Raw genomic sequence first — 17022 nt, 5'->3', positions numbered from 1 at the left:
CTGCTCCCCATCCCTGTTACGGGTCATCGAACATCCATCGCCGCTGGTCCCAGATCTTCTCCCCGATGAGGCAGTCATAAGGCTCGGAAGATGGCCGGAAACCCAACCCGGGCGAGACCTGTGCCGGGACGACCGATTGTTCCATGGCTGGCAGTCCGCCGATCTCGAGAATGAGCTTGCGCCGGATCGCCTCGGGAAACTGGTCCCAGCTCGTCACCGGAACCAGGAAACTACCGGGCCCGCCGATCACGCACTCGCTGTAATAGGCGTCCAGGTCCGCGATGTTGAATCCGCTGCCTGGCCCATCACTGGTCATCAGCGGCAGCCCGTTGATGACGATGCGATTGGCGAGAGCGATCTCACGGGCCGCCAGTACCGGCTGCCCCTGATTGTTGGGCCCGTCGCCGGAGATATCGATCACCTTGCGGAAACCGTCGACGGGGGCCTCTTCGAGCCGCCTCAATGCATGCAGAATGGCGCCCGATATCGAAGTTCTGCGCATACCGACCGGTTGGGACTTGCCGACGATCGCCGAGAGACGATCCGCATCGGCACCCGTCTCCACAAGCGTCCAGTCAAAGACTTCGCGTATCGTGTTGTTGCCGGCCCACTCGAACATCGTCACCGCGATCCGGCCATAAGCGCCCTGGCCAATGGCGCGAATGACGTCGGGATGGTTGAGTGCAGCGGCATAACCGTCCCGCTGGATCTCCAGTTCCATTGCCGACATGGAGCGCGAGACATCGACCGCAAGAACCAGCGCCACATCGACCTGCTCTCGGGCATGTCCGGCAGACGACGTCATCAGCAAAGTTGCGGCTGCAAGAGCAGCCCTGATCCATCCTGTCATGCCTCAGTCTACCATGGCCCCAGACAAGGCTGAACCGGATTTTGCGATCGCCGTGGCGCAGATCACGGGCAACCTGTGCCTGATCGCATGCAAACTAGTCATGTCTTGCCGCAGGCAGTCAGCCAGAAACCTCAGGTGTCACAGCACGAGAAAACGACCGCCCAGTCGGCCTTGACCGCACGGTCGTTCGCTGGCGTGACGCGGTGACGATCAGCTCCGCGGCTTGAGGTTCTCGGGATCGTACAGCGGCGTGTAGCCCACTGCCGCAACTTCGACCGGATAGGTTTCGCTGAAATACTCGATGTTGAGCTTGCGCCCCACCTGGCAATACTCCCATGGCAGATAGGCCAGCGCGATGTTCTTGCCGATGGTCGGGCCGTAGGCGATCGACGTCGTGTAGGAGCGGCGGCCGAGTTCATCGACAAGCGTCTCCCCGGTCTCGGGATCCATCACCGGCAGGATGCCGACCGGGTAGCGGGCCACGCCCTTGGCGTCGACGTTCTCGGTCATCACCAGCGTGCACAGCATCGCCGGCTGGTGCGCGCGCGCCTTGTATTCAAGGTGCTTTTGCTTGCCGCGGAAATCGGCTTCCTTGACCTTCGGGCGCGCCAGATCCGATTCAATCAGGTTGTACTGGGTCAGAAGATCGGCGTTCTGCAGCCGCAGGCTCTTTTCCATGCGTCGTGAGTTCGCATAGGTCTCGACACCAACCGGCGTCACCCCGGTTGACCGCAGCGCGTCCCAGACGGCCAGGCCGTCCTCATATTTCATGTGCAGCTCCCATCCCTGCTCGCCGACATAGGAGAGGCGGAAAGCGGACACCGTCTTGCCGGCGATCTCGATCGGCTTGATCGCGGCGAACGGGAAGTTCTCGATGTCCAGACCCGCCGGATCGGAAACCACCTTCTTCAGCGTCTCGCGGGCATTCGGGCCCCAGATCCCGATGGTGGTGAACTTCTCGGTCACATCGGTAATGGTGACGTCGTAGCCCTTGTCCTCGGCGACGCGGCGCATGTAGTGGAAATCGCGCGGACCGGCATCGGCGCCGTTGATCAGCCGGCAGCGGTCGGCCATGCGGATGACCGTGAAATCGGCCCGCACCATGCCTTCGTCATCGAGGAAGTGGGTGTAGATCCCCTTGCCGATATTGCCGTCGCCGCCGATCTTCGCCGCACACAGCCATTCCATCATCGCAACATGATCGGGACCCTCGATGTCGACCATGTGGAAATGCGACAGGTTGATGATGCCGCAGTCTTCGGAAAGCTGAAGGTGCTCGGCGTTCGACACCCGCCAGAAATGCCGGTTGTCCCACTCGTTTGCACGGACAGGAACCCGCTCTGCAAACTTCTCGAGGAGGTGCGCGTTGGACGCGTAGCCATGCGCACGCTCCCAGCCGCCAAGCTCCATGAAATGGCCGCCGAGCTCGACTTCACGCTCGTGGAACGGGGAGTGCTTGACACCGCGGCTGGTGGCATAGGGCTCACGCGGATGGATAGCCGGGAAATAGATTTTCTGGGCCGCCTCGTAGCAACGGTTTTCGATGAACTCCTCGGTCATCTGGTGCGGATAGAACCGGGCGTAATCGATCGAATTGTGATCGATCTCGGTGCGCCCATCGGTCATCCAGTCGGCAATCAGCTTGCCGTAGCCGGGACCGTCCTTGACCCAGATGGCAACGCAGTACCAAAGCCCGCGCACCTTCTGGCTCTCGCCACAGGAAGCCCCGCCGGCGGCTGACACCTGCAGCAGACCGTTGAAGGAATGGCTCTCGTTGTAGCCAAGCTCGCCGAGAATGGGCGTGAGCTCCATGGCGCGTTCGAGCGGCTCCAGGATCTGCTCCATGTCGAGGTCGCGCTGCGAGGGCGAGAGCCGCGCTTGGTTCTTTTCAAGAATATCGCGCGGATGACACAGCCGCGGCTCGTCGGTCTCGTAGTAGCCCCACTCGATCTGCCCGCCCTCGGCGGTGGTCGGATCGCCGGTGTCGCGCATATAGGCCGAATTGCCCTGGTCGCGCATCAGCGGCCAGCCGATGTCCTTGCCGGTGCCTTCGAATTCCTTGTACGGGCCGAAAAAGGTCAGCGGGTGATCAACCGGCATCACCGGCAGGTCCTCGCCGACCATTTCGGCGATCTGGCGGCCCCAGATGCCGGCGCAGACGACGACATGATCAGCCATGATCGTGCCACGATGCGTGACGACGCCCTTGATGCGGCCGCCCTCGACGATCAGCGACTGGGCCGGTGTGTTGGCGAAGACCTTCAGCTTCCCGGTCTTCTCGGCCGCATCGACCAGCTTGCCGGCCACCGTCTGCGAGCGCGGAATGACAAGTCCTGCATCCGGATCCCAGAGCGCGCCGGCAACCATCTCTTCCTCGACCAGCGGAAACTTCTCTTTCACCTCTGCCGGGCCGATGAAGCTGGCGCGTGTGCCGAAGGCCTTACCGGAGGAAATCTTGCGCTTGACCTCTTCCATCCATGTCTCGTCGCCGGCACGGACAATCTCGAGGCCGCCAATGCGGGCGTAGTGGCCCATCTTCTCGAAGAAATCGATCGAATACTGCGTTGTCCAGACCGACAGATAGTCATGGCTGGTCGTGTAGCAGAAGTCCGAGGCATGCGCCGTCGAGCCGATATCCGTCGGCACGCCGGACTTGTCGATACCGACAATGTCGTCCCATCCGCGCTCGATCAGATGATGCGCAATGGAAGCACCCACAATGCCACCCACGCCGATAATCACGACCTTTGCCTGCTTCGGAAACTCTACCATTTTGATCTGCCCTGATTGTGCTTCGAACAGAATTTAGAAGCTGCCGCCCCAAAACTAGAGCCTGTCTACGACATAATCACAATGCAGGACGACCAGTGACATCGGGAACGGCATCGCCATGCAGGCCTGCCGGCGGGCTCGGGTGCTCAAAGCGTTTCAGAGGGCATCACCGAGCGCTTTGGCAAGGCGTTCGATCTCGCGTTCGGAAAACACCGCAATGCCGTGCTCGGCAAGGGCAGGAACTTTTCCCTGGTGAACAAATCACGACAGATTTGGTGCAATGAAACCGAGGTAGCTGCGGGCCGGCCGATGTTCAAACCGGCCGGCCCGGCGGGACTGCCTTCACCTTGCACAGACGCGCCGGCGATTACTTGATAACCGCTGCGCCGTTGATGATCTCGATGCTCTCGCTGCCGGCAAATGTTTCGCGGTCGCCGGAAGGCATGGTCACGAAACATCCGGCCGGGCAGAAACTCACCGTGGCGCCGGCTTCCACCACCATTTCGATCTTGTTGCCGGCTTCGGTCACGATAAGCACCTGCGGCTGCGCATCCTTGTTGGTGATGCTTGCAGCATTGGCACCCGCAATCATTGCCATGCTGGTCAAAAATCCGAGGATAAGTGTTTTCATCAGTGTCCGGCGGAAACTATCCACCGCTCCCTGTTGGAACTGTGTCGAGCCGGTTTTGGCCCGGTATAGATGCTTTATTGCATTGCGAGAATGAATGCAGCCTGAATGAACCGGGATCACCGGTCACCCCCCTCGCCTTCGGCACCGTCCTCAAACGAATCCGACTTGCTCTTGGGCACATCCTTTCTTCTGGAGCGCTTTGGCTTCGGCGGGTCCCCGGCGGCAGCAGCGGCCGCATCCCGGCTCGCAGCTCCCTTGAACTTCGCACCCATCAACTTCTCCGCAATCACCGTCACCGGCTCATTGTCGTCGCCGAGCTTGATATTGAGATCGCGCTGCGGGAACGGAATCTCGATATTTTCGGCTTTCAGCCGCTCGAAGATGCGCAGGCTCAACTCCGTCTTGACACCAATGCCGGTGAGAACGTCTGCGACGTGGCATTTCAGCACGAAGTCCAGCGAGGACTCGCCGAAACCGGAAAAATGCACAACCGGTTCCGGATTGCGCAGCACCAGTTCGTGGCCCTGAGCAACCTCGATCAGGAGGTCGATCAGCCGGCGCGGATCCGAATCGTAACTCACGCCCACCGGCACGTCGACTCGGCCGAGCTTGTTGCGGTGGGTCCAGTTGCCCACCGGCGAATTGATCAGCTCGGAATTGGGAACGATGATCGACTGGCGATTGAAGGTCTCTATCTCGGTGGCCCGCACGGAGATTTTCTTGACGAACCCCTCGGTCGAACTGGTCGACACCCAGTCACCAACCTTGAAGGGCCGCTCGGCCAGCAGGATCAGGCCGGAAACGAAATTGCTGACGATGTTCTGCAGACCAAAACCGATGCCGAGAGAGAGTGCACCCGCCACAAGCGCAAGACTGGACAGGTCAATCCCCGCCGCCGAAATGCCGATCAGGCCGGCCACCGCCACCCCGAGATAACCCACCCCGGTCTTGATCGAATTGCGGACACCGGCATCCATGCGGCCCCGCGCCATGACGCTTCCATCGAGCCAGCGCTGGAACCAGCGGGTGACCACCAGCCCCAAAAGGAACAGCAGGATGCCGAACAGGATTCCGACTATCGAGATCGAGATCCCGCCAATGCGGATTTCTGTCAGGAAACGGTAGAACCACAGCTCGATGTCCTGGATCTGGAACCCCCAGAGCAACAGGATCAGCGGCACACCGAAGAGCAGCACGAGCAGGCTGATCAGCAGCCCCGCGCCCAGCCCGAACTGGTCGAGAGCCATGCTTCCCAGCTTGAAACGCTCCCCGACACGCCGCCCGATCGCCGTGTGGGCGAAAGCCTCGGGCTCGGAGATCGCCTTGCCCGAGAGATAGCCGATATACATGGTGGTCAGGATGGCGCCGGTCACGACGATCTGCGTCGCTGCAAATCGGGCAAACCCGACATAGCCCATGAGCGCGGTTGCCATCAGGCCGACCCCCGTCACCAGTAGCGCGACCGAAATGATGCGCGGCCAGGGCTGTCCCTGGTCCGACGGGTCACCCGATGCTGCCACCATCGGCCTTCCAAGCGCCATCGCCATCAGGATCAGCGCCATCAGAAACACCGACAGGAGCCCCTTGAAGACTGTCAGCACCACGGGCGATCCGAGCGATTGGCTGATCTCGTCTCCAACGAAATCGATACCGTTGACGACCACCATGGCCACGACGAGATAATAGAGCGTCCGCGCGCCGCCATTGGACAGGTTGACCAGTCGCCAGGCTGATGTCCTGGGCGCAAGAATGCCGCGCGCCAGCTTGCTGACAAAGAAGATCGCGACGAGGGTCATCAAGACGCTGGCCACAACCGGCGCAACATCCGGCCGCAGCACCGAAAAGCTTTGCCCGAGCACATAGATCGTCGCCGCCAGCGCCGTCATTGCCGCCGTCGGTATTACCGTCGACCAGAACGCCACCGACAGCCGGCTCGTATAGGGTGGATCGTCGTCTGCGGGATCACGGTCGATAAGCCCGCCGAACACCCGGTATGCCCCGGGCACGAACACCAGCGCTGCAAGTAGGGAGAAAAACAGCCACCCCAGCAAAGCCTGCCACTTGAAGGCGATGACGAAATTAGCCCAGGAGCCGTAGATGCGCACCACATCGCCGCTTTCCGCATAAAAGGCGCTGAGCGCCTGCGACAACATTGCCGGCCCGATTTCGGTCCGTTTGAACAAGGTGGTGGTAAACAGCTCCCGCCGTGCTTCGGTGATGCTGTCGCCAAGCTGGTTGGCTCTCACCGAAACCGCCTCGGCGCGTCCGGTCAGGGCATTGATCTGTGCGCGTTCCGCGGCCAGCCTTGTCCGCTCCGCGATGACCGAATCCGGTTCGGCCGGCTCGCCCTCGGCTGGAGGCGGGCCCAGTTGCTCAAGCCGCGCCTTGACCTCTGTCAGTCTCGGGCGCAGAGACACCCCGATGTCGAGCATGCTGCGGGCAAGTTCCTCGACCTCGACCTTCAGATCGACCAACGAGCTGTCGTCGGTCATGTTCTCCTCAACCCGGCGGGTCAGCCGCGTGATGCTGGTTTCCGCCGCCGTCAGCTTCTCTTCTGCCTGGCTGATTGCCGGCGAGACTGTCGGCTCCGCCGGCGTGGCCGCGACAGAGGTTTGCGCCGGAGGAGACGCCGTGGGAACGGCTTGATCAGGTGCCTGATCCTGTCCATCCGTTTGCACGGCCCCGGAAGGGGATGACGTTTGAGACTGCGCTGACACAGCCTGACCTGCCAGCATGAAGGCAACCAGCAGTGCCGCGATCAACCGGTCAAAACGCATGAAGTTCCTGTCCATTCACAAAGTACCCGACCATCCATAGCAGGCTCGCAGCGGTTCTCAAACGATGACCGCTCTGTCACCGCCAATGGACCGGCGCTGTGACAGGAGTAAGGCTTGCCAGAAATCTCAGAAGCCTGCACCGGGCTCGGCCAGATAGGCTTTCTCCTCCGGCGTTGACGTCCGGCCGAGAATGGGATTGCGGTGCGGGAACCGGCCAAAGCGCTTGATCACATCAAGATGCTGGTGGGCGTAATCGAGATAGTTCTCGTTGCCGAGCGCCTCGAACAGCGCCACGCAACGTTCCTGTTCGTCCATGTCCTCGGCGTGTTCGAAAGGCATGTAGAAAAACGCCCGTCGGTTTTCATCGATGCTCTTGTCCGCCCCCACCGCCAGTGCCGCCTTGGCTTCCTTCAGCGCAAGGCCATCGGTGGCGAAGGCCAGCGGCGAACCACGATAGATGTTGCGCGGAAACTGATCGAAGACGATGACAAGTGCCAGTCGGGCGTCCGGCGTTGCCCGCCAGGCCTCGCCGACCTCGCGTGACAGGGCAAGGTGCAGACCGGAAAATCGCTCGGCAATTCGCTTGTCCAGATCCTCGTTCTTGACGAACCAGTCTTTCGGGACCAGATCGTTGAACCAGAAATCGAGGACTGTTTCAGGTGTCTCGGTCATGAAGGATTCCTGCTTTCGTGGGTATGTTTCCGCAGATCGAATCTGGTGTCTGCAGCTTCGCTGTCAACCAGCCATGCCGCAAACCGCAGACGCGCATATGCGACCGTCAGGCGGAAATCCTAGCCTCAGCCCGCAGCCGCTTCGCTCTGCAGCATCACCAGGCTGACGCCGTCGGATACCTGCGCGCCTACACTTACCAGAACCTCTCCCACCACGCCATCGCGCGGCGCAGACAGCGTCATTTCCATCTTCATGGCTTCCATGATCACCATCGCCTCGCCGGACTTGACCTCCTGGCCCTGAGCCACGAGCACCTGCTTGATGATCCCTGGCATGGCCGAGACAACCTGGTCTCCGCCGGATGCCAGATCATCGGCGCGGCTGCCCTGCGGCTTGGCGAACCGGTGGGTCAGCCCCTCATGGAACACCGCCACTTCCGTGCTGCCTTGAACCAGCCGGCAGCGCTGTGTCACGCCACCAGCGCGGAAAGCCCACTCATCATGTTTGCATTCAACTGCGTTCAACAGCATGTCGGACGATTGGAGACCGCTCCCGGCTATCCGCCACGCAGAATCGCCCTCCCGCAAAACCCGGAAGCCATGCTCCGCTCCGTTGGCCTCAAGCGTCACCGACCGCATCGGAGATCCCCAGATTTCGAAGGGACCGATCTCCGCAACCGAACCGGTATTTGACCTCTCCGGCGGAACCATCCCCGACGCTGCGAGCACCGCCAGCGCCACGATGGCGTCAGGCGCTGAAACCTGCTCGGTCAGGCTGGCGATGTTGCGGTCGATCAGCCCGGTATCGAGCCGTCCCGCCGCAAAATCCGCGTCCCGGCACAGCCGCGCGAGGAATGCCGTGTTGGTCACGGTGCCGGCAATCTCGGTCCGGCCCAGCGCGCCCGCCAGTTTGCCCAGCGCTTCAGTCCGCGTCTTGCCATGCGCAATCACCTTGGCAATCATCGGATCGTAGAACGGCGTGATCTCGTCGCCTGCCCGCACTCCGGCATCGATCCGGATTTCACCCTCGGGAAATCTCAGATGCATCAGCCGGCCGACGGCGGGCAGAAAGCCCTTCTCCGCGTCCTCGGCATAGATCCGCGCCTCGACCGCATGGCCGTTGATCGAGAGTTCGTCCTGGCCCATCGGCAGTGCCTCGCCGGCGGCCACCCGGATCTGCCATTCGACGAGATCCAGCCCGGTGATCAGTTCCGTGACCGGATGCTCCACCTGCAGTCGCGTGTTCATCTCCATGAACCAGAACTTGTCGGCCTTGAGCCCGTTCGAAGCATCGACAATGAACTCGACCGTCCCCGCACCCGAATAGCTGATCGCCTTGGCCGCAGCCACGGCGGCAGCACCCATTGCAGCCCGCATATCCTCAGGCATGTCCGGCGCGGGCGCTTCCTCGATCACCTTCTGGTGCCGGCGCTGCGCCGAGCAGTCGCGCTCGAACAGATGCACCACGTTGCCATGATTGTCGCCAAACACCTGGATCTCGATGTGCCGCGGGGTTGCGACATATTTCTCGACGAGCACCCGGTCATCGCCGAACGAAGCCTTGGCCTCTCGCCGTGCCGAAGACAGCGCCGCCGGGAAATCGGCCTGGACGTCGACCTTGCGCATGCCCTTGCCGCCGCCGCCGGCGCGCGCCTTGATCAGCACCGGAAAACCAATCTCGTTTGCCTTGCCCGCCAGCACCACCAGGTCCTGCGCCTCGCCGTGATAGCCTGGAACAACAGGTACATCGGCCTTTTCCATCAGCGCTTTCGCCGCATCCTTGAGGCCCATGGCCCGGATTGCCTTGGCCGACGGCCCGATGAAGATCAGCCCTGCCTTCTCGACTTTTTCCACGAATTCGGGATTCTCCGACAGGAAGCCGTAGCCCGGATGGATCGCATCGGCTCCGGTGCGCTTCGCGGCATCAAGGATCGCGTCGACCTTGAGATAGCTCTCCGAGGCCGCGGCGCTGCCGATCAGCACCGCCTCCTCGGCCATTTCGACATGCAGCGCGCCTGCATCGGCTTCGGAGTAAACCGCGACCGTGGCGATACCCATTTTTCGCGCCGTGCGGATGATCCGGCAAGCGATCTCGCCCCGGTTGGCGATGAGGATTTTGCTGATCGTGTTCATGTCGGCTCCTCCGCGGCGAAATCTTCAACAACTTCGAACCGCTCGTAGATAAAGATCATCTCGGGATCGAATGAGCCCTGGCGCTGGTAGTAGGCACGGTAGCCCCTGCGCCAGTCCTCCAGATCCTCGAATTCGCCCTGCGCCGCGATCCGACTCTCGTCCATCTGCGCGTAACTGATTGTCTCAAGGCTCAGTGTGCGCGTCGCCAGCGCCGGGTCGCCGTTCCAGTCAAGCGCGATGTCGATGCGTCCGACCTCGGGACAGGAATCCGGATCATCGGCGAACTCCTCGGGCACCGCGCAGGTCGCCGTCTTCCGGCCCGCGCGCATCAGGTCGATGATCAGGCGATTCAGCTTTTCTCCGTCACCGGGTCTGTAGGTCTGTGCGCTCGGATAGCGTTCCAGAACGGATTTCAGGTCAGGCTTCACAGGTTTCTCCAACATATGCCGCGGATATGCCAACCATCATGCCCGTCCTCTTGTCCGGAGGAACTTTTGGAGATGGAAGGCGATCGCTTCAGAAGCATCCTCCTGCACCAGGTGACCGGCCCCGGGAACGGAAATGAACTGCGACCCCGGAATCATTGCATGCAGCTCCCGTCCGCGCTCGATCGGGATCCATTCATCGTCCTCGCCCCAAAGGATCATGACCGGACAACGGATTTCCGAATATCGACCCTGCACCTCATCGGTGAAGCGCTGATCCATCTGCGCGATCTGCCTGTAGAACGAGGCCTGCTGGCACCCGCCAATCCATTGCTCGGCATAAGGCGCCAGAACCTCGTCCGTCGCTTCCCGCTTCATTGCTGATTTCAGATAGGCAGGCAGGATCGCTTCATGCATGTAGCCAGGCATACCGGCGAACGCCGCCTCATGATGTCTGACGTGCTGTACCAGCGGCGACCCCCAGGGACGGATGGCCACCGGATCAATCAGGGTCAGGCTGTTGTAATCCACCCGGTTGATCAGATGCGCCCGCAAGGCCGTCGCCCCGCCGAAATCATGAGCAACGACATCCGGCGCGTTGAGGTGCCAGTGCTTCATCAGCGCCGCTAACACCCGGTTCTGGACACCCAGCGACACGTCCGCATCCGGCCGGTCAGAATTGCCGTAGCCAAGCATGTCAAAGAAATAGACCTTGCGCTCAAGCGCCAGCAGTGGCGCCAGCCGGGCCCATTCGTAAGACCAGAACGGCGTCCCGTGCATCAGCACAACAGGTTCACCTTCGCCAAGCGCACCCCAGCAGATGCGATGGCCCTCGAACATGAATGTCTCCGGTGTTTCCCAACTCATGTCATCACATCCGGAACACGCCGAACTTCGTGTCCTCAACCGGTGCATTCAGCGCCGCCGACAGGCTCAGCGCCAGGATTTCGCGGGATTTCAGCGGGTTGATGATGCCGTCATCCCATAGCCGCGCCGAGGCATAGAGCGGGTGCGACTGCCGCTCGAACATCTCGATGGTCGGGCGCTTGAACTCGGCTTCGTCCTCGGTTGACCACTCGCCACCCTTGCGCTCGATGGCGTCGCGCCTGACCGTGGCCAGCACCCCGGCCGCCTGTTCGCCACCCATCACCGAGATCCGGCTGTTGGGCCAGGTCCACAGGAAGCGGGGCGAATAGGCCCGGCCGCACATGCCGTAATTGCCCGCGCCGAAGGAGCCGCCGACAATCATGGTGATCTTCGGCACCTTGGTGGTCGCCACAGCGGTCACCATTTTGGCGCCGTCCTTGGCAATGCCGCCAGCCTCATACTTCTGCCCGACCATGAAGCCGGTTATGTTCTGCAGGAAGACCAGCGGGATCTTGCGCTGCGAGCACAGTTCGACGAAATGCGCGGCCTTCACCGCGCTTTCGGAAAACAGCACGCCATTGTTGGCGACGATGCCGACCGGCATGCCCATTACATGGGCGAAGCCGCAGACGATCGTCGTGCCATAGCGCGCCTTGAACTCGTCGAACCGCGAGCCGTCGACGATGCGGGCAATCACCTCGCGGATATCGTAGGGTTGGCGGGTGTCGGCGGGAATGATGCCGGCGATTTCCGCCGGATCATAGAGCGGATCTTCGGGCGCCAGGCAGTCCATCTGGCAGAGCCCCGCCCTGCCCCTTCCGTTGAGATTGGCCACCGCCTGGCGCGCCAGTTCCAGCGCATGCGCGTCATTGTCGGCGAGATGATCGGCGACGCCCGACAGCCGCGTGTGCACGTCGCCGCCGCCCAGATCCTCGGCGCTGACCACCTCGCCGGTGGCGGCCTTGACCAGCGGCGGACCGGCAAGAAAGATCGTGCCCTGATCGCGCACGATGATGGTCTCGTCGCTCATCGCCGGCACATAGGCGCCGCCCGCTGTGCAGGACCCCATCACCACGGCAATCTGTGCGATCCCCGCGGCACTCATGTTCGCCTGGTTGAAGAAGATCCGTCCGAAATGGTCCCGGTCGGGAAACACCTCGTCCTGGTTGGGCAGGTTGGCGCCGCCCGAATCGACCAGATAAACGCACGGGAGATGGTTCTCGAGCGCAATTTCCTGGGCCCTGAGATGCTTCTTCACCGTCAGCGGGTAATAGGTGCCGCCCTTCACCGTGGCGTCGTTGCACACCACCATCACGTCGCGGCCCCTGACCCGGCCGATGCCCGCGATCACGCCAGCCGAAGCGATGTCTCCACCGTAAAGGTCGTGCGCCGCGAAACGTCCGATCTCGAGAAACGGCGAATCCGGGTCCAGCAGTGTCGCCACCCGGTCGCGCGGCAACAATTTACCGCGTCCGACATGACGCTCGCGCGAAGCCTCCGGCCCGCCCAGCCCGTGCAGAGCGGCCGCCGCTGCCGTCTCGGCAATCTGCGACTGCATGCGGGCCGCATTGTCCTTGAAGGCTTGCGAACCCGTGGAGATTTTTGTTGGAAGGATGCTCACGCCGTCTCCGCCATCATTTCGCGCCCGATCAGCATGCGGCGCACCTCGGACGTTCCCGCGCCGATCTCGTAGAGCTTGGCGTCGCGCAACAGCCGGCCGGTCGAATAGTCGTTGATGTAGCCGTTTCCACCCAGCGCCTGGATCGCTTCCAGCGCCACCTGCGTGGCCTTCTCGGCGGCATAGAGAATACATCCCGCCGCGTCCTTGCGCGTGGTTTCGCCGCGGTCACAGGCCTGCGCCACCGCGTAGACATAGGCCCGGCAGGCGTTCATCGTCGTGTACATGTCGGCGAGCTTGCCCTGCATCAGCTGGAAATTGCCGATCGGCTCGCCGAACTGCTTGCGCTCATGGCAGTAAGGCACGACGACGTCCATGGCCGCGGCCATGATGCCCAGCGGTCCGCCGGCCAGCACCACCCGTTCATAATCGAGCCCGGACATCAGGATCCTGGCGCCCTGGCCCTCCTCGCCGAGCACGCTCTCGAACGGCACTTCGCAGTCCTCGAACACCAGCTCGCAGGTATTCGAGCCGCGCATTCCGAGCTTGTCGAGCTTCTGCGCGGTCGAGAACCCGGCCATGCCCTTCTCGATCAGGAATGCGGTGATGCCGCGCGATTTCGCCTCCGGATCGGTCTTGGCATAGACCACCAGCGTGTTGGCATCGGGCCCGTTGGTGATCCACATCTTGTTGCCGTTGAGCACGTAGCGGTCATTGCGCTTCTCGGCGCGCAGCTTCATCGACACTACGTCCGAGCCCGAGCCCGGCTCGCTCATCGCCAGCGCCCCGACACTCTCGCCGGAGCAGAGCTTGGGGAGATACTTCTGCTTCTGTGCCTCGTTGCCCCAGCGGTTGATCTGGTTGACGCACAGGTTGGAATGCGCGCCGTAGGACAGGCCGATCGAGGCGGATGCGCGGCTGATTTCCTCCATCGCCACCACATGCGCCAGATAGCTCATGCCGGTGCCGCCGAAATGCGGGTCCGCCGTCATGCCAAGCAGGCCGAGTGCACCCATCTCCTGCCACAGATGCATGGGAAACTGGTTGTCGCGGTCGGTCTCGTCGGCAACCGGCGCGATCCGGTCGGCGGCAAAGCGCGAAACCGTGTCGCGGAGCGCATCGATCTCTTCGCCAAGCCCGAAATTCATGCTTGCTGTGAACACGTCAGTCTTCCTTCTTCTGCCCCACCAGTCGCGCCACCAGGCGGACATAGAGCGCTTCGATTTCATCCAGCGACAGCCGGCCGTTTTCGCGGTACCAGGTGGTCATGCCGTTGAGCATGGCAATGATCGCCATGGTGGTCACTTGCGGGTCCACGATGTCGAAGGTCCCGTCGGCAGCACCACGGTCAAGAATGGCGCGCGGAACGCTCTCATATCTGCGCCGCAACCCCTCAATGGCGCTGAAGTTCGCCGCTTCGAGGTTGCGCAGCTCCATGTAGGAGATGAACACCTCGCGCGACTTGGCCAGGTGATAGCGGATGTGGAATCGGACAAAATGTTCGAGCGCCTGCGGCGGCGTCAGGCCGGGCTCTTCGGCCTCAGACCAGGCATTCAGCAGCGTTTCCATGTGAACCTGCAGCAACTCGTTGAGCAGATCCTGCTTGGTCGGGAAGTGATTGTAGATCGCCCCGGCCTGCACACCGGTTTCCGCTGCGATCTCGCGCATCGACACCGCGGCGTAGCCGGAACGTGCGAACAGTTCGAGCGCTGCATTGCGCAGCTTCTCCGCTGTCTCAGCCCCCGTTGATCCCGCCCGTCGCGCCATGGCCCACACAATTAAATGAACGTTTGTTTATTTTATCGTCTTCCGCATTGATCCGCAAGTCCTGCATCGCAACGGCTGGAAAGCCGCCGCTCTCATCCGCATCCGTGCAACCGGCTGTCAGGCCAGCCAGCGCTTGCGCCGCTTGTAGTGCTTGACGTTCTTGAACGATCGCCGTCCTTCGCCGCCAACACCGAGGTAGAATTCCTTGACGTCCTCGTTTTCACGCAAGTCCTTCGCCACGCCATCCATGACGATACGGCCGGATTCGAGAATGTAGCCATAGGTGGCATAGCGCAGCGCAATATTGGTGTTCTGCTCGGCCAGCAGGAACGACACGCCTTCCTGCTCGTTGAGCTTCTTGATGATCTCGAAGATCTCTTCCTGCAGTTGCGGCGCCAGTCCCATCGACGGTTCGTCGAGCAGGATCATCTTCGGCCGGCTCATCAGCGCCCGCCCGATGGCCGTCATCTGTTGTTCGCCGCCGGATGTGTAGCCGGCCTGGCTGGTCCTGCGCTCTCTCAGTCGCGGAAAATAGTCATACACCATCTCGATATCGCGCTTGATCGCGGCATTGCCGTCACGTCGCGTGAACGCGCCTGTGAGCAGGTTTTCCTCAACGGTGAGATGGCCGAAGCAATGCCGGCCCTCCATCACCTGGATGCAACCGCGCCGCACCAGCTCATTGGCTGTCTGCGCCTCGACACGCTTGCCTTCAAATTCGATAGATCCCTTGGTCACCTCGCCGCGCTCGGAACGCAGCAGGTTGGAAATCGCTTTCAGCGTCGTCGACTTTCCCGCGCCATTGGCACCGAGCAACGCAACGATCCCGCCTTCCGGCACCACCAGCGACACGCCCTTGAGCACAAGGATCACGTGATCATAGATCACTTCGATATTGTTCACCGCCAGGATGTTCGGCTGTGCGGTCGCATCGGTTGATACGGACGTGGACATCGACATGGACCCTCTCCGGTCGGGAATGAAACTTGGGGCAGTTGCCTGCCGCGCGCAGCCAGGGCCCGCGCGGCAGGTTTTCGGTGTGCCTGTTAGTTCAGGCAGGCTTCCGTCCGCTCGGGCCACGGCGCATTGCTCGCGGCATAGTCTTCAGCGGCCTTCTTCAGCAGCGGCTTGACCACGTCGACATCCGGCGAGAACCAGTCGCCTGATTTCTGCCAGTCCTTGCCGTCCCATTCGACCACATAGACCTTGTGATGACCGGAATGGTCGTCGCACGACAGCTTCATCGGCAGCGCGAAGCCTTCCATGCCCATTTCCTTGAGGCGGGCCTCTGTGATGTCGAGGTTCTCAAGGCCATTGCGCATATCGGTCGCGTCGATCACGGTCTTGCCCGTGAGTTCCTGCGCACGACGGATGCCCTCGGCGATCAGCATCGAGTTGTAGACGCCGCGGTTGTAGAGATTGTCGGCGAACTTGGCCGGATCGACCTCGCTCTTGCCGGCATCCACGACGTACTTCTTGATGTCCTGGATCACGCCGAAGTCGGAACCGACACCGTGGAAGTTGAGGGTGCGGTAACCCTTGGCGGCTTCACCGCCGGCTGCCGCATCATCATTGCCGCCCGACCACCAGATGCCGTAGAACTTGTCCATCGGGTAGCGGATCTTGGTGGCTTCCTTGACGGCCGTCGGGCTCATTGCGCCCCAGCCCCACATGATCATGTAGTCAGGCCGGTCGCGGCGGATGTTGAGCCACTGCGACGACTGGTTCTGCATTTCCTTGCCCGGAACCGGGTACTGCAGCAGCTCGAAGCCCATGTCGCTGGCCATCTGCTCCAGCAGCGGAATCGGCTCGCGGCCATAACCGGCGTCAAGGAAGATGTAACCGATCTTCTTGCCCTTGAGGGCCTCTGCGCCGCCTTCACGGCGGGCAATGTCGGTCACGATCGCCGAAGCACCGTCCCAATAGGTGTTGGGCGGGTTGAAGACCCAAGGGAAGGTGTTGCCTTCCGCGGCAGCCGAAAGACCATAGGCCATCGACAGGACCGGGATCTTGTCGACCGAGGCCTTCGGAATCACCTGCAGCGTGATGCCGGTCGAATAGGGGCTGATGACCAGCGCGCCTTCGCCCTTCACCTGCTCGTAGCACTCCACACCCTTCTGGGTGTCATAGCCGGTTTCGCATTCCGAGACGCGGATCTTGACACCGTTGATGCCGCCATCGCGCTCGTTGAGCATGGTGAGATAATCATGCATGCCGTTGGCAATCGGGATGCCCGAGCCGGCAAACGGGCCGGTCCGGTAGCTGAACAGCGGTACAAACAGCTCGTCGGCGAAGGCCGGCAGCGCTGCGCCCGCCAGGGTACCGGCCATGATGGTTCCGGCAATCAGACGTTTCAGTCGCATTGTATTCCTCCCATGTGGCGTGGGGATCACGCCAGTTCGGGGACCCAATTCCTCCCGACATTTTGGGTCCGGACGGGTCCCGTGCCCGGACAATGCCTTATGTTCAACGCTCCCGGACAGCCTCCTCTGGCCGTCGCGGGAAACGTCA

The 17022-nt window shown here is 61.9% G+C and carries 13 protein-coding genes; all 13 read right to left on the bottom strand.

Annotated features, from left to right (window positions below; all coding sequences use genetic code 11):
* Positions 1-16: 16 nt before the first annotated feature.
* The 13 genes from SPHINGO391_RS05985 to SPHINGO391_RS05925 all read right to left on the bottom strand — a co-directional run bounded on the left by SPHINGO391_RS05985 (position 17) and on the right by SPHINGO391_RS05925 (position 16874).
* The gene (locus SPHINGO391_RS05985; protein ID WP_152007969.1) at positions 17-850 is read right to left on the bottom strand and encodes a DUF1194 domain-containing protein; all 834 of its coding nucleotides are present in this window, start codon (positions 848-850) and stop codon (positions 17-19) included.
* Positions 851-1060: 210 nt separating this feature from the next.
* The gene (locus tag SPHINGO391_RS05980; protein WP_152007968.1) at positions 1061-3622 is read right to left on the bottom strand and encodes an FAD-dependent oxidoreductase; all 2562 of its coding nucleotides are present in this window, start codon (positions 3620-3622) and stop codon (positions 1061-1063) included.
* A 367-nt stretch (positions 3623-3989) separates the two neighbouring features.
* Positions 3990-4253 (bottom strand): hypothetical protein, encoded by a 264-nt coding sequence (locus tag SPHINGO391_RS05975; protein WP_244615128.1) that lies wholly within the window; start codon positions 4251-4253, stop codon positions 3990-3992.
* Positions 4254-4369: 116 nt separating this feature from the next.
* Positions 4370-7045 (bottom strand): DUF3772 domain-containing protein, encoded by a 2676-nt coding sequence (locus SPHINGO391_RS05970; protein ID WP_244615127.1) that lies wholly within the window; start codon positions 7043-7045, stop codon positions 4370-4372.
* Between the two features lie 111 nt (positions 7046-7156).
* The gene (locus SPHINGO391_RS05965) at positions 7157-7702 is read right to left on the bottom strand and encodes a DUF924 family protein (protein ID WP_152007967.1); all 546 of its coding nucleotides are present in this window, start codon (positions 7700-7702) and stop codon (positions 7157-7159) included.
* Positions 7703-7827: 125 nt separating this feature from the next.
* Positions 7828-9834 (bottom strand): acetyl/propionyl/methylcrotonyl-CoA carboxylase subunit alpha, encoded by a 2007-nt coding sequence (locus SPHINGO391_RS05960; RefSeq protein ID WP_152007966.1) that lies wholly within the window; start codon positions 9832-9834, stop codon positions 7828-7830.
* The gene (locus SPHINGO391_RS05955; RefSeq protein WP_244615126.1) at positions 9831-10262 is read right to left on the bottom strand and encodes an ASCH domain-containing protein; all 432 of its coding nucleotides are present in this window, start codon (positions 10260-10262) and stop codon (positions 9831-9833) included. Before SPHINGO391_RS05955 ends, SPHINGO391_RS05960 begins: the two co-directional genes overlap by 4 nt.
* A 36-nt stretch (positions 10263-10298) precedes the next feature.
* Complete coding sequence (locus tag SPHINGO391_RS05950) at positions 10299-11126, bottom strand: alpha/beta hydrolase (protein WP_152007964.1); 828 nt, start codon at positions 11124-11126, stop codon at positions 10299-10301.
* Positions 11127-11130: 4 nt separating this feature from the next.
* On the bottom strand, positions 11131-12747 hold the full coding sequence (locus SPHINGO391_RS05945) for a carboxyl transferase domain-containing protein (protein ID WP_152007963.1): 1617 nt from the start codon (positions 12745-12747) through the stop codon (positions 11131-11133).
* Positions 12744-13907 carry an isovaleryl-CoA dehydrogenase gene (locus SPHINGO391_RS05940; RefSeq protein ID WP_152007962.1) on the bottom strand — a complete coding sequence of 388 codons (1164 nt, stop codon included), beginning with the start codon at positions 13905-13907 and terminating at the stop codon, positions 12744-12746. The genes SPHINGO391_RS05945 and SPHINGO391_RS05940 overlap by 4 nt, the downstream gene beginning before the upstream one ends.
* 1 nt (position 13908) lies before the next feature.
* Positions 13909-14511, bottom strand: coding sequence for a TetR/AcrR family transcriptional regulator (locus tag SPHINGO391_RS05935; RefSeq protein WP_152007961.1), 603 nt, complete (start codon positions 14509-14511; stop codon positions 13909-13911).
* 117 nt (positions 14512-14628) lie between these two features.
* Positions 14629-15465, bottom strand: a complete 837-nt coding sequence (locus SPHINGO391_RS05930) for an ABC transporter ATP-binding protein (RefSeq protein WP_193217410.1) — start codon at positions 15463-15465, stop codon at positions 14629-14631.
* A gap of 92 nt (positions 15466-15557) precedes the next feature.
* Positions 15558-16874 (bottom strand): ABC transporter substrate-binding protein, encoded by a 1317-nt coding sequence (locus SPHINGO391_RS05925; protein ID WP_152007959.1) that lies wholly within the window; start codon positions 16872-16874, stop codon positions 15558-15560.
* Positions 16875-17022: the final 148 nt, after the last annotated feature.

This window comes from Hoeflea sp. EC-HK425 (assembly GCF_902498795.1).
Lineage (GTDB): Bacteria > Pseudomonadota > Alphaproteobacteria > Rhizobiales > Rhizobiaceae > Hoeflea > Hoeflea alexandrii.
The sequence above is the reverse complement of the archived record's forward strand: the minus strand, read 5'-3'. Positions and strand labels throughout refer to the sequence as shown.

Coding starts and splice junctions, on each gene's coding strand:
- SPHINGO391_RS05985 (WP_152007969.1), bottom strand. CDS start 850: ATGACAGGATGGATCAGGGCTGCTCTTGCAGCCGCAACTTTGCTGATG.
- SPHINGO391_RS05980 (WP_152007968.1), bottom strand. CDS start 3,622: ATGGTAGAGTTTCCGAAGCAGGCAAAGGTCGTGATTATCGGCGTGGGT.
- SPHINGO391_RS05975 (WP_244615128.1), bottom strand. CDS start 4,253: ATGAAAACACTTATCCTCGGATTTTTGACCAGCATGGCAATGATTGCG.
- SPHINGO391_RS05970 (WP_244615127.1), bottom strand. CDS start 7,045: ATGGACAGGAACTTCATGCGTTTTGACCGGTTGATCGCGGCACTGCTG.
- SPHINGO391_RS05965 (WP_152007967.1), bottom strand. CDS start 7,702: ATGACCGAGACACCTGAAACAGTCCTCGATTTCTGGTTCAACGATCTG.
- SPHINGO391_RS05960 (WP_152007966.1), bottom strand. CDS start 9,834: ATGAACACGATCAGCAAAATCCTCATCGCCAACCGGGGCGAGATCGCT.
- SPHINGO391_RS05950 (WP_152007964.1), bottom strand. CDS start 11,126: ATGAGTTGGGAAACACCGGAGACATTCATGTTCGAGGGCCATCGCATC.
- SPHINGO391_RS05935 (WP_152007961.1), bottom strand. CDS start 14,511: ATGGCGCGACGGGCGGGATCAACGGGGGCTGAGACAGCGGAGAAGCTG.
- SPHINGO391_RS05930 (WP_193217410.1), bottom strand. CDS start 15,465: ATGTCCACGTCCGTATCAACCGATGCGACCGCACAGCCGAACATCCTG.
- SPHINGO391_RS05925 (WP_152007959.1), bottom strand. CDS start 16,874: ATGCGACTGAAACGTCTGATTGCCGGAACCATCATGGCCGGTACCCTG.